The organism is Brevibacillus composti (genome assembly GCF_016406105.1).
Lineage (GTDB): Bacteria > Bacillota > Bacilli > Brevibacillales > Brevibacillaceae > Brevibacillus > Brevibacillus composti.
Genome location: NZ_CP066308.1, coordinates 3,843,043 through 3,855,531 on the forward strand (window position 1 = coordinate 3,843,043; position 12,489 = coordinate 3,855,531).

13 protein-coding genes are annotated in these 12,489 nt (G+C 47.0%); all 13 read right to left on the reverse strand.

The features are described from left to right. Positions 1–66: 66 nt before the first annotated feature. The 13 genes from JD108_RS19300 to JD108_RS19360 all read right to left on the reverse strand — a co-directional run bounded on the left by JD108_RS19300 (position 67) and on the right by JD108_RS19360 (position 12,485). The gene (locus JD108_RS19300) at positions 67–636 is read right to left on the reverse strand and encodes a bifunctional 4-hydroxy-2-oxoglutarate aldolase/2-dehydro-3-deoxy-phosphogluconate aldolase (RefSeq protein WP_198827573.1); all 570 of its coding nucleotides are present in this window, start codon (positions 634–636) and stop codon (positions 67–69) included. Further along, entirely contained in the window at positions 603–752 is a 150-nt protein-coding gene (locus tag JD108_RS19305; RefSeq protein WP_198827574.1) for a hypothetical protein, read from the reverse strand. The genes JD108_RS19300 and JD108_RS19305 overlap by 34 nt, the downstream gene beginning before the upstream one ends. A 65-nt stretch (positions 753–817) precedes the next feature. Further along, complete coding sequence (locus JD108_RS19310; RefSeq protein WP_198827575.1) at positions 818–1,282, reverse strand: hypothetical protein; 465 nt, start codon at positions 1,280–1,282, stop codon at positions 818–820. 262 nt (positions 1,283–1,544) lie between these two features. After that, entirely contained in the window at positions 1,545–1,862 is a 318-nt protein-coding gene (locus tag JD108_RS19315) for a type II toxin-antitoxin system RelE/ParE family toxin (protein WP_198827576.1), read from the reverse strand. Continuing rightward, on the reverse strand, positions 1,840–2,130 hold the full coding sequence (locus JD108_RS19320; RefSeq protein ID WP_198827577.1) for a type II toxin-antitoxin system Phd/YefM family antitoxin: 291 nt from the start codon (positions 2,128–2,130) through the stop codon (positions 1,840–1,842). The genes JD108_RS19315 and JD108_RS19320 overlap by 23 nt, the downstream gene beginning before the upstream one ends. A 343-nt stretch (positions 2,131–2,473) precedes the next feature. Beyond that, positions 2,474–3,250, reverse strand: a complete 777-nt coding sequence (locus JD108_RS19325) for a DUF3991 domain-containing protein (protein ID WP_228728219.1) — start codon at positions 3,248–3,250, stop codon at positions 2,474–2,476. Positions 3,251–3,281: 31 nt separating this feature from the next. Then, positions 3,282–3,506 (reverse strand): hypothetical protein, encoded by a 225-nt coding sequence (locus JD108_RS19330; protein WP_198827578.1) that lies wholly within the window; start codon positions 3,504–3,506, stop codon positions 3,282–3,284. A 322-nt stretch (positions 3,507–3,828) separates the two neighbouring features. Next, positions 3,829–5,058, reverse strand: a complete 1,230-nt coding sequence (locus tag JD108_RS19335) for an IS256 family transposase (RefSeq protein ID WP_005837483.1) — start codon at positions 5,056–5,058, stop codon at positions 3,829–3,831. 166 nt (positions 5,059–5,224) lie between these two features. Then, complete coding sequence (locus JD108_RS19340) at positions 5,225–6,841, reverse strand: methyl-accepting chemotaxis protein (protein ID WP_198827579.1); 1,617 nt, start codon at positions 6,839–6,841, stop codon at positions 5,225–5,227. Between the two features lie 239 nt (positions 6,842–7,080). Continuing rightward, the gene (locus JD108_RS19345; protein WP_198827580.1) at positions 7,081–8,859 is read right to left on the reverse strand and encodes a sensor domain-containing protein; all 1,779 of its coding nucleotides are present in this window, start codon (positions 8,857–8,859) and stop codon (positions 7,081–7,083) included. A gap of 710 nt (positions 8,860–9,569) precedes the next feature. Then, positions 9,570–10,595 carry an NADPH dehydrogenase NamA gene (gene namA / locus JD108_RS19350; RefSeq protein WP_198827581.1) on the reverse strand — a complete coding sequence of 342 codons (1,026 nt, stop codon included), beginning with the start codon at positions 10,593–10,595 and terminating at the stop codon, positions 9,570–9,572. Positions 10,596–10,703: 108 nt separating this feature from the next. Continuing rightward, the gene (locus tag JD108_RS19355; RefSeq protein ID WP_198827582.1) at positions 10,704–11,609 is read right to left on the reverse strand and encodes an ArsR/SmtB family transcription factor; all 906 of its coding nucleotides are present in this window, start codon (positions 11,607–11,609) and stop codon (positions 10,704–10,706) included. Between the two features lie 84 nt (positions 11,610–11,693). Beyond that, positions 11,694–12,485, reverse strand: a complete 792-nt coding sequence (locus tag JD108_RS19360) for a DNA alkylation repair protein (protein WP_198827583.1) — start codon at positions 12,483–12,485, stop codon at positions 11,694–11,696. Positions 12,486–12,489 lie beyond the last annotated feature (4 nt).

Genomic DNA, 12,489 nt, shown 5'->3' on the forward strand with positions numbered 1-12,489 from the left:
CCTCCATCTCTTCCGATATGGTTGCGCCTGCTTGAAGGTGTTTTGGTTTTCATCGTCCTACTGCGTCTATGATCTGTTGCGCGCCGCTTGGATCAACGCCACATATTCCCGCGCACGCGATTCGATTCCCTCGTAATCATCCCAGGACGGCACCAAGTTCCGGCCGATCCCTACTGCGACGGCGCCCGCCGCGATAAACTCCGCTGCATTTTCAAGATTGACTCCCCCAGTGGGAATAATCGATACATGCGGCAGTGGTGCCATGACATCCTTGATAAAATTGGCCCCCACTGATGAAGCGGGAAACAATTTTACCAGTTGGGCGCCCCATTCCACAGCCTGTACGATTTCCGTGGGCGTGAATATTCCTGGCACCGGCTGTTTTCCATACCGGAGAGCTGTTTGAATCACGTCTTGTTTCAAGTTCGGGCTAAAAATAAACTCCGCTCCGTGATGAATCGCCATCCGGGCCGTTTGACCGTCCAGAACCGTGCCGGCTCCGATCACGGCCTGGTCTCCGTATTTCCTCGCCAGTCGTTGGATGATCTCAAACGACTCGGGAGAATCTACCGTAATCTCCAATGCCGTCACTCCGCCTTTAATCAAAGCGGCCAGGTCTTGCCTTCCTTTGTCCACTCATTCACCAGATGATTAATGATCCATTCATTTTCGGCATGAACCATTGCCGTCTGTTTGCTTTTTGCAATCCGCTCAAACATCGCGTACAGCTCGCCGTCATCTACAGCTCTCATCCCGTAGGAAGCAGCTCCGGAAGTCGTGCCCTCCTCACATGGAAACACCACTTCGTGAGGAAAAGTCAGATTGTCCGTCTTTGGCCTAATTGTCTGTCTTCGCTTAGCGCCGCCTTCGCGTTGCCAACTTGGCGCTCGCGCCGTTTCGGCAACGATGGCTCCCTGTCCGGCTGACGGCGTTCCTTTTCAGCTTTGCGGTTTTCTTCCCGAAGCTCGCGGAGCAGTGCGCGAATCGATTGTCGCTGCGGAACTGCGTGCCGTTCAGCTTCAGTCATAGTACCCCTTGCGGATGCCGCGCTGCGCTCGGAGATAGGCTCGATCTGATCGGCGTCGTTCGCGCGGCGGATGCGGTTGTAGAGCGTTTTGCGTTTGCCGCAAAGCTCGTTCATCTCTTGCTCCGTAACGGACGCAAACGCCAGAAGCTGCTCTTTACTGGAAATGCGGTGCTGGCAAAGCAGCTTTGTCTGTGCGGTGATAACCGTACCAGAACCGAAATCGAGCGCTTCCTCAACTTCGATCACCCCTTTCAAAAGTAGGCTTCATAAACCGAATCGCCGAAGCAATAAACAACCATCCTGCAAACTATCCGTTCATCGAAACGATATCCAGGTAATGGTGGGGTCTTAGGGGCGCAGCCCCTAAAAAGCGAATTTGGCTAGCCAAATTCAGTGCTTGCTGCAACACGAGACAGTCGTCTCGCGTCGCCTCAAAGCACCTGCCGGGAAAAAGAGGGGGCCCCCGAAACAACAAAAAGACGCCCATCCACTCAGCGTCTTCCTCAGAACATTTTTGTTATCTTACCAACCAACGGTAATCCTGGCGGCAGTCTACAATGAAATCGACATACACGATTTCATCCTGAATTTGATACAATACCAGATACCATTTTTCCACGAACATCTTGTGATACTTGTTTGACGGGATAAATTCCGCTTCCAGAAAAGGATAGCGTTCCGGCAATCGCGCTAAGGAACGTATCGCATGCAGCAATTCGTTTTTCGCTTTCCGCGCCGCATCAGGACTTTTCTCCGCAAGAAATCGCACATGAGCCGCCAGCATTTGGCGGGCGCGATCGGAAACGATGATCTTATAACCGGGCATCTTTTCCATGCTGAACCTCGTCAATAATGCCCTCTAGGTAAGTGTCTAGTTCATCCGGCGTCACACCAACACGGCCCGCCAAACGATCCTCTTGCACAGCGAGCAGTTCTTCGCGCAGCTTTAACATCCTCTCGCGACGGGAGAACGTCTCCATGTCCATCACGACGAGATCTCCTTCACCGTTCTTGGTCAGATAAACCGGTTCCCCGGAAGATTTGCATAGATCGGCGATTTCATTATAGTTTTGCCGGATACTGGCGGAAGGCTTGATTATCATCTAGCTCACTCCTTGTATAGCTGTTTATTGATTTTATTATACCTATTACATGCTATGCAATCAATGGGCTGTGCTTACCCTCAATTTATCTACATCCCATCCGCATACAGTGAGAATCACATTTCCTGATACACAATAAGAAAAGACACAGACCCGATCGGCATCTACCGCTATCGGGATGTTTCTCCGCGTCTTCTTCGGGATTCCATCAAATCGTTATTTACATCCTTTCCGTACTTAGGCGGCTCATCGGATATAAGAAGGGCGGGGGAGAGGAGCCTCTGTATCGTGGCTGCCGCCATTCGCCCTGGATCATCATTGTCCAAGTGCAGGACAAGTCGATTCACCTGGGGAAGCACTGCAAGTACTGCATTAGGGCAGCCGGGGGAGTAGGGTCTTCCCCCTCTGTCTTGGGCCTATATATTCCGGCCAGCGACAGCTTATGCACCTGCCGCCAATCCCGGTCGGCGAGATGTTTTAGCGTACAGAAGGATAAAAGATCAATGACGCTCTCAAATAGATGCAGTTCCGTAGCGTTTCCCAAGGCCGGAATAGAAAACGAAAACCGCTTGTCGCTCCCAGCGGCTTCCCCCATATAACGGGTACTTGTCGTACCTCGTATCGCCGCATAGCGCGGCGTCCCTTCCTGGTCAAAACCGACGAATACCGCATTGTGGTAGCGTCTGCTTTCATACAATCGCCCCGTTTCGAGACAGTAGTCTATCAACGTGCGATGGATACCGCGTTTGCTGAGATAGGCCATGACGCGATACGAAGTATGATTCGATTTGGGAAGCTCAAACCGCACAGGAGAAAAACGTTGTTGCAAAGATTGCGTAAATGTAGGTGCGCTGCCCGAATCAACGCCATCGATTTGCAGCACCGCATCGGAAAAAGACAAGCCCCGCACTTTGATCAAATAGTCAAGCGCCGAGCGTCCGCCGATCCCCCTTGACCACCAGTACCATTTGCCGTTGGAAATTTTCAAACTGTCGTGTGTCCGGGTGGTATAGACATTGCGAGAGCAACGTACCAGTTCTGTGGGCTCCCACATATGCAAATACGTGAGCAAATCTAGACTTTTTGCACGTTCGATCTGTTCCTTGCTTACATAGCTCATTGCCGTAGCTCCTCTCCGATGGATATACCGTTCATCGTGCCTTACCCCGCTTTTTGGGATACAGATAAGCTCTGCCTTCCTTCAACTCCGTAGCACCATTCTTTTTCATGAATGCGTCAAGATCGCCTTCATAAACTTGACTGGTCATCAACTCCAATGTTGGCACGGTTTCTCCCTCCTCGGCCGGGCTAGTTCCGTAACAAAAAGGCGGTAGAATCGGGCAAAAGCATCCGCCGCTTGGGATGGCATACATCATGTTCATTCCTCCGGAAATGCGAAAAGGACCCCAAAGTCGGAGTCCTTTTCGTCTGTAATTTATTAATTTAATAGTGGGGCTATATTCGACCTGTGAAATGCGATCAAGTCCATATTTGTGTGTAAAATTGCCCTCGGTTAGAATGCCCCCTTCCGTCCCCCGAAGGGGGAGACGCAGGGAGCACACCCCCTGCACCCCGTCACTCGCCGTATGGCAGGCCCAGCAAGGGATTGCTGGGTTTTTCAAAAGTGTGTTTCATTCAGCCTGTCAAGGCTAAAAATGGAACGCTTCGCGGCCTTGACAGGCTTAGATGCGGTGTTTATTAGCCGATGCGAGTGACTTTGGTATGGGAGGAGATTGGGGATTGTCCTTGACGCCATTCAAGATATTCTGTCATGTCCAAATACTTTTTGCCGCTAGCCCATTTCTCGTCCGTTTCCATGAGCAAGGCCCCTATCAAGCGGATGGCAGACTCTCGATTCGGAAAAATCCGAATCACGCGTTCACGGCGGCGGATTTCCTCATTCAACCGCTCCATCGGATTGGTGGTGCGAAGACGCTTGCGGTACTTTTCCGGTAATGCCAAGACGGCTGTGACATCTTCGAAGCCTGCTTCCAGGACAGCCATGGCCTTCGGCGCTTTCGTTTCATACTCCTCCAGTACCTTCTCTAACAGCATCCGTGCCGTCTTTGCATCCGGTGCCTCCAGAATGGGGCGAATCCGGCTATGAATCTCGTCCTGCAAGGATTTGGGTGTGGCGTCAAGAATGTTGCGCATGAAGTGCGTCTGGCATCGCTGCCAGGTCACCCCTTGGAAGTTCCTGCGGATGGCTCGAACCAACCCTCCATGGTCATCCGACACAATCAGATCGACGCCTTTAAGCCCACGGCTTTTCAGCCAGCCAAAAAATTCGCTCCAGCTGGCCTCCGACTCGCTGTCGCCGAGCATAACGCCCAATACCTCCCGGTATCCATCGGCATTGACACCGATCCCGATGAGAGCGCCCCGTGACCGCACCCGCCCTTCTTCGCGTACTTTCAGGTACAGGGCATCGACGATGACAAAGGGGAACGAAGAATCGTGTAGCGGACGGTTGTTCCAGGCGTTCACGATAGGATCCAACCGTTTGCACAGATCGGACACGGTCGATTTGGAAAACTCCGTACCGCACAATTCTTCTGTGATCTGGGCCACCTTACGGGTAGACACACCGTTGACGACCATCTCCATGAGAGCCAGCACCAGTGCCTGTTCGCTGCGTTGATAACGGGCGAACAACTCGGTGGAGAACTTCCCGCCGCGAATGCGAGGGACACGAAGCGTGATCGTACCGACACGTGTAGTCAATTGGTGTGGGTATGTACCATTTCGATATGCTTGACGCTCATCTGTCCGTTCGTAGGGTTCCGCCCCCAACTGTTCGGTCGCCTGTGCCTGCAAGACTTGGTTCAATACGGATTCCAACAACTTGGCCACTCCCGAATCCTGTGAATTGCCGAGAAAAAGCTGATGCAAAAGTTGCGAATCTACGGTAATCTGGTATTGAGCCATTTCAAATTCCCTCTCCTTCGAATGTTGTCTAGTCAACTTCATTCTAACCGAGGGGGATTGAAAATGGCTCTCTTATTTTTAGAGAGATGCTGTTTTTACACAATTATACGGACTCAACTCATATATACCCGCTCCCGCGGGTCACAACATCTCGTAGAGCCAATTATCAAACCTTAAACTTGCTGATCAACCCATTCAGCTCGTTGGCCATCTGCGACAAGTGATCTGCAGACGAAGCCAGATTTTTCATCGAAAGCAACTGTTGTTCCGATGAAGACGCAATATTTATTGAGCTTTGCGCTGTCTTCTTCGCGATTTCAGCGGCCCCATCGATCGTAGCCGCAACTTCTTGCGTCGCAGAAGAAATCTGCTCCGAGATGGCGGATAGTTCCTGAATTTGCCCGCTGACCAAATGAATCTCCTTGAGGATCTGATTGAACGCGTCACCGGCCTGTTTTACGACTTTCATTCCGGCATTTACCTCTTCGTCTACCGATGTCATCGCGCGAACCGCATGTAGTGTTTCCTTCTGAATATCATCGATCAGAGCAGCGATTTGCCGAGCTGATTCTTCCGATTGTTCAGCTAGTTTCCGCACTTCGTCCGCAACAACCGCAAATCCTCTTCCCGCTTCTCCTGCACGCGCAGCCTCAATCGCAGCATTTAGCGCCAAGAGATTCGTTTGAGAGGAAATGCCTGTGATGACATCAATAATTCGCACAATTTCCGTTGAGCGTTCTCCTAACATTTGAACCACTGATGATGTATCGGATACGGATTGACGGATGGAATCTATTTGTGAGACCGCATTTTGAATCGCCAGATTACCTTTTTCTGCTTGTTCAGAAGTTCCGAGTGAGGCAGCGGAAACGTCTGAAGCAGTCGTCGATATTTGCTGAATGCCAAATGCCACTTCGTCCATAGCTCGGGCGCTTTCGATGGCTCCCGTCATTTGGCTGTCCGCGTCAACTGCCATTCCTTGAATAACGGAGGTATTTTCATTCACCATTTGGATATTTTGCTCGATGCTGGAAGACAGCAGCTCGGAAGATCTGGCCGCCTGCTCCGAGTGTTTTTGGATTCCCTTGATTATCTCTCTGATCTCTTGGGTCATATGATTAAAATGCTGGCTCAATTCCCCGAATTCATCATTCGTATTGATATGAAGCGAAATGTTAAAATTCCCTGTGCTTACTTCATGAATGGCTTTTTCAATCACTTTCACCGGAGACAACAGTTTCTTTAATGTGAAGAACTGTACGATTATCATTAGGATGACAAGTGCCGCGAGTGTGATGGATGACCACAGCAACAGCTCGTGCTGCCCGTCTTTCACCAGGCTTGCATCCAAATCCAATCCCAGATAGGCATAGACGTGTTCGTTTTCATCCAGAATCGGCTCCATCACCGTGACCCATGTTCCGAATGGATCCGTATAGATACCGGTAAATGTTGTCTTTTTCGTTTTCTGAAGCTGCTCTACCGCATTCAGAATGACTGGCGGTTGTTCTAGCAATTGACCAGGTGCTGCGCCCGCATCAATGACATGCTGAGGCACTGACACTACCAATAGCTTGTTGTTGTCTCTCACTTCCGTTCCCAGGATATATGCTTGGGCGATATTCGGATTTCGTTGGAGATTTTCGAATGTTTCCATGGCCTTTTTTTGTTGTTCGCTCTTCTGATCAGGATTCGTGAACACCTGTTTGAACTCGTCGGGTTGAAATAATTGAAATCCGAATTGTAATACACCACTTGCCTGCTGGAGTAAACTTTGGCGCATGACATTCTCCTGGATGAAATAACAAGCTGTAATCAGAACGATACCAATAACAAGAATACTAGAAACGGAGAAGATAAGATTCTTCTGAAAGAACGTAAAACGTGAGAACCTATACATCATTTCCACCTCAACTTTTAAGATTTATATTCTGTGATATCTTCGGAGCGTAATATTCACTCAGATGTACGGACATAACGTCACATCCCAATTAGTGCTGTGTACAGTCATCCCTTCCAACTTCAAGTAGCTGTGTTGAAAGGGACATTACGGTTGTTCATGTTGCTCTTTAGCAACTTTTCCATGTCCTGTGCGGGCATCGGCTGATGGAACAGGTACCCTTGCCCTCCCTCGCATCGGTGAGTTCGTAATACTTGTGCCTGTTCCTCCGTTTCCACTCCCTCGGCAACGACGGACATGCCCAGTTTATGAGCCATCGTAATTATCGTGGATACAATCGCTTCGTTATCGGAATCAGCCCTAAGATCCCGGACAAACGAGCGCTCAATCTTCAATTTTTGTATCGGGAATTTTTTCAAATAGCCGAACGATAAGTAGCCTGTGCCAAAATCGTCAATCGAAATGGCAATTCCCAGGTCAGACAAAGCATGTATATTCGCCACGGCTTTATCTGTGTCGTACATCGCCGCGCTCTCTGTTATCTCCAGTTCAAGCGATTGCGAATCCATCCCTGTCTCCTCCAGGATCGACTCGACCTTATGGACAAAATCGTTTTGTTGGAACTGCTTCGCCGATACGTTAACCGCTAGTTTACCGGGAGAAAGCCCCTTGTTTCTCCACTCTTTCCACTGCATACAAGCTGTGCGTAAGACCCACTCACCCAATGGAACGATCAAACCTGTTTCTTCCGCCAATTGAATGAATTCCCCCGGTCCTATCATGCCTCTATCCTGATGCTTCCATCGGACGAGTACTTCCATTCCTAATATATTTCCGTTATGCAGGGAATACTGCGGCTGATAGTAAGGCAAGAAATGCAAATCCTCCACAGCTTTTCTCAATTCTCGCACCATCACCATACGTTTTTGGGCATCCCTTTTCATCTCCATATGGTAATACTCGAAACCGGAACCGGTTTCTCTGGCTCGGCTCAAGGCAATATGGGCTTGTTTGAGCAACAGTTCAGATTGGTCCCCATTGTTTGGATAAAGGCTAACGCCAAAGGAGGTGATTATTTCCAACTCGAGTTCATTACACAGGATAGATAGAGAAAGCAAATCCCGTACCTGCAGCAGCGAGTCATAAATCCTTTTGGGGTCACCCGATATCGGCAAAGCCAGTCCAAATTCGTGTCCACCCAGCCGTGAAATGATCGCGTCCCCTTTTGTTTTCTCCATCAGGATTGTTGCAACTTTCTGAAGAAGGAGATCACCTGCTTCGTATCCCCATAGTTCGTTTATACTGTCAAGAGAGTCGATCTTTAGTACAACTACCGCAAGTACGCTTCTGCTTTGTTCCGCCCGCTTGATCGCCAGAGAAAGCAGATTGGTGAACAGGCGTCTTTTGGGCAACCCTGTCCATTCATCATAGGAGGAGTGAAACTCAAGCTGAGCGCGCATATCGCGATTCAGCTCTCTCCATTGCTCGCCAATGATTCTTACCTGGGTCTCCATTCGCTTTGCATCCGTTATATCGATTGAAGAGCCTATCACCTCTACAACTTGTCCATTTTTCCAAATGGGTGAAAGAGAAGTAAATAATATCCGCTCTCCAATGGTAAGTTCGTGGTTGCCGTTTTCTCCCGCAAACGCTTTCTGCGCATTCTTCTCAATCCATGTAGCCATGTGTGGAGGGAATACCTGGTGCGGCGTCTTGAGGTATATCTGTTCTGTGGTGAAACCGAATTCTTTAGCTAACTTTCCCTCAGAAAGGGTAAATACAACTTCTCCATTGGACATTCTTTGCAAACAAAACATTAAGTTTTGCAAATGGCTAGTTCTTTTCCGCAAACTGTTGTTCGATGTTCGTTTGGAAGGTACATGTCTCGATTCATATGTCACTTGTATGCCCCCACTGCTATGAAGGTAGATTTAGATCCTAGACATAGGGACATAGGCGTCCTTTTGTCAGTCTCTTCCATATCTGTCCGTGAACCTAACTGATAGCGGGATGCACTGAGATGACGTAATACGTTGTGAATGTCAATCTAAATGCGAACCACCGTGTCTCATCAAAAAATTAACCACCATAGCAAAATGATTACCACCCGATGGGTGGGTAACTTTTTCATGATCACGATTGCTACAGGTTTTATTTAATTAGGCAGCTGACACCGTTCATTGCAAAATGTAAGTGCAGTGGGGGAAGTCGATCCACCAACGAAGCAAGTTTCATTCTTGAACAGTTGAGTCCCGTTTTCATACTTTTTTATCACGGGTAGCACAATTGAAGAAGCAACGAACAAACCCTACCTCATCAAGAATAGCTAGATCGACTTTTAACCACTGTTTCTCCCATTGAAGCAATTGCTCAATGCTGGAGCCTCCATCAGTTCATTACACATATTTGCTACGGGCCAGAATTGAACGGTGTAACCGTGATGACAGACTGAAAAGACATATTGGTCGTTGGTATTCATTATGGATCTGACGCTCTATGGCCTCATGATCCATTCCTTACAAAATTTCTGATTGAAGGCAACCGAAGATGTACTGAAAAATCCCTGATTCTCGCAACGTAGCTTCGACCAGGAAAGGTTATTGAAGCCCCCTTACTTATTCCAGATGTACTCGTACGATGGTGGTGCCTCGATGGATACATTCAGTTCCTTTGCTGCCCTCCTCGGCCAGTAAGGATCTCTTAACAATTCTTGGCCAATAAAAATCAAATCGGAATGCCCTTGAACCAGTATCTCTTCGGCCTGGAATCCACTCGTGATCATACCAACTGCCGCTGTAGGAATTTGTACTTCTTTTTTTATCTGTGCCGCAAAGGGAACTTGATAACCTGGACCAGGTTTTTCCGGGAATTTTGGTGGTACAACCCACCCGGAACTACAATCCATTAAATGAACACCCTGTTTTTTCATCAGGTTTCCGTAAAATACATAGTCATCGATGGAACATCCTTCGGGGTGGTAATCGGTCGCTGAAATCCTGACAAATAGTGCTCCGTCCCATACTTTCTTTATTTCATGAATTATTTCTTTTAGAAACTGGTACCTTTTTTCCGGATTACCTCCGTAGTTATCCTCGCGTTTGTTAGATAACGGAGATAAAAATTGATTCAGTAAATATCCGTGTGCAGCATGGAGCTCCAATACATCAAATCCCGCTTGTTTTGCTCTTCTGGCCGATTCTTTAAACGCTAGAATCACCTCATGTATTTGCTCTTCCGTCATTTCTTCCGGGACCACGCTGCTTTCATCGTAAGGGATTGCAGAAGGGGCCATGATTTTTCCCGGTATTTTTGATTTTCTCCCTCCATGACAGAGCTGCATACCTATTTTGGCCCCTTGTTCGTGCACGATGGTTACAAGCTCTTGTAAACCGGATATTTGTCCATCTTCCCAGATCCCGAGATCATCAGGATCGGTTCGCCCATCTCGAGTTACTGCTGTTGCCTCCACCATAATGAGGCCTACCTGTCCAACAGCCCTGCTCGCGTAGTGAATTTTATGCCAATTCGTGACTTTCCCATCTTCGGCTTTGCAAGCGTTCATGCCCATTGGTGACATGACAATTCGGTTTTTTAGAGATACGCCGCCAATCGTAATTGGTGAAAAGAGGATACTCATGCTAACACCTCAATATTGAACTGAAATTTAGTTCAAAAAAATTTGAACTAAAGAATTAATAACACAGTTCGGGTAAGATTACAACTATCCTCTTATAAAAAATTCCAACTAATGAAATACATATCTTTCTAACATTTGCTTTACGTCATCAAATACTCCAGCTCGAATTCCATACTTATCCTGATTGGTAAACGGAACGTGATGGATAGATATCAAACCTGCTGTTCGCAACAAAGACAAATGATAATGCAAATTGCTTTTTGACAATTCCATGACCTCGACCAAATCCGTAAAGCTTCTATTTCCGGATGAAAGGATCTTTAAAATCCGGAGCCGCTTCTCGTCTGCTAACGCTCTCGTCATTCTCATCAAACGATCTGGAGGGAAGAGATCGTTTTCTTCCGGAGCCTCAACCGGATATAGAATGATCAGAAACCCTTTGTAATCATCAAATACGACATTCACGGGTTTTGTATGATAGACAGGAACCAAGACGACTTCTTTCAACTCTTCGTGTTCTTCAATTGCTAACCCGTTACAAAACATTTCTATCGTTTTTTGAGGGCCGAGATTACTCAAGCAGTCGTCAAAGCGATCCCTTTCCTGTGAAAGAAGTTTCTGGATCTTTAGCTCTTGATCTTTGTAGTATTTTGTATACCATTGTGTAAAAACAGAGATAACATCGTTTTTGATTGTCCCAATGTCATTTGGAACGTTCTCAAGTAAAAACGGGGAAACCTGTTCAAATACCTCACCTACAGTTAAGCTGGCTAACCAGTTTGTAACTGCATCCAAATTTGAGTTGTCTGGGCATCTCCAAATGAGAAGCGCAATCAGTGGAAATGGCAGGGATAGGCTGTCCATTTCCGCCATGAAATCTTTATCTAACTCATTCCTGACTTTTTTTACCCATTGATTGTCCAAATCAAAAGCTTTCGAACATTTGCTGTATGCCATTAAGCTTGAAAGAAGATCGTAAACGGGACTAATCTGCAGTTTTACTTGATACGACATAAATGATGCCTCCCCCTCTGATCGAGCACGCCCCTCTTTTTATTATCCTCGGGAGCCTTTTATAGATTTTTAATGGTTTACTTTTCAGATGGATCCAAAATACTTATGGTAGATTTCAGGATCACGTTTCTTTAATGATAACATTGTGCGATTGAATGCGCTTTTTACTATTTTTCTCTGATCATTTGATAAGATTTTTACTATATGAATAGAATCCTCGATGTATTTGATTCCCTCTCTGGACGAAAAAATTTTAATAATATTCCATCTCACATGTTCATTTTCTGATTTAACCCAAGTGTTTAGTCTGGTCATCAGTTGTTTGGGATAGTATTTTAATAATCCATCCCCAATGGCAAACGCTCCCAAGTTCTTTTTCACATATTCGTCTTCATCACATAATAAGGGTTCGATCAAATCAATGAGTAGCTCTGCATATCTTTCATCCATTTTCCTCGCCGCATATTTTACCGCAACTACTGCCGCTCTTCTCACATTTGGTGAATGGTTTTTCGTCCACTGGATGAGAGTCGGGTAAAAGTTCTGAAAGTGATTTGTTAAAACGATTGCACAAGCACTTGCAGCCCACTCTCTGACTTCCCAATGGGTGTTATCAGCTAGTCTTAATAAAACCGAAGATACTTCCGATGGATTGACATCGTAGTTGGTAGCTAATAGTATGGCCCCTAACTCTTCACCTGTCGGACTTTCCGAATTCGCAAATTGAAGCCCGACGCTGTAGATCGTCTCTGATTGCTGTAAACCCTGGTATATGATTTTTAAAGCCTTATCTTTGACGGATTGTTTTGGCGTGTTTGCATGTTCTGTTACTTGCATATGCAGAATATCAAGCATGACTGAAATATCCCTTTTCATAACA

Excerpts from the sequence above, each read along its gene's own strand:
- namA (WP_198827581.1), bottom strand. The coding sequence starts at position 10,595 with ATGAGTATCCTCTTTTCACCAATTACGATTGGCGGCGTATCTCTAAAA.
- JD108_RS19360 (WP_198827583.1), bottom strand. The coding sequence starts at position 12,485 with ATGAAAAGGGATATTTCAGTCATGCTTGATATTCTGCATATGCAAGTA.
- JD108_RS19320 (WP_198827577.1), bottom strand. The coding sequence starts at position 2,130 with ATGATAATCAAGCCTTCCGCCAGTATCCGGCAAAACTATAATGAAATC.
- JD108_RS19325 (WP_228728219.1), bottom strand. The coding sequence starts at position 3,250 with ATGAGCTATGTAAGCAAGGAACAGATCGAACGTGCAAAAAGTCTAGAT.
- JD108_RS19315 (WP_198827576.1), bottom strand. The coding sequence starts at position 1,862 with ATGGAAAAGATGCCCGGTTATAAGATCATCGTTTCCGATCGCGCCCGC.
- JD108_RS19355 (WP_198827582.1), bottom strand. The coding sequence starts at position 11,609 with ATGTCGTATCAAGTAAAACTGCAGATTAGTCCCGTTTACGATCTTCTT.
- JD108_RS19340 (WP_198827579.1), bottom strand. The coding sequence starts at position 6,841 with ATGCGCCAAAGTTTACTCCAGCAGGCAAGTGGTGTATTACAATTCGGA.
- JD108_RS19330 (WP_198827578.1), bottom strand. The coding sequence starts at position 3,506 with ATGATGTATGCCATCCCAAGCGGCGGATGCTTTTGCCCGATTCTACCG.
- JD108_RS19335 (WP_005837483.1), bottom strand. The coding sequence starts at position 5,058 with ATGGCTCAATACCAGATTACCGTAGATTCGCAACTTTTGCATCAGCTT.
- JD108_RS19305 (WP_198827574.1), bottom strand. The coding sequence starts at position 752 with ATGAGAGCTGTAGATGACGGCGAGCTGTACGCGATGTTTGAGCGGATT.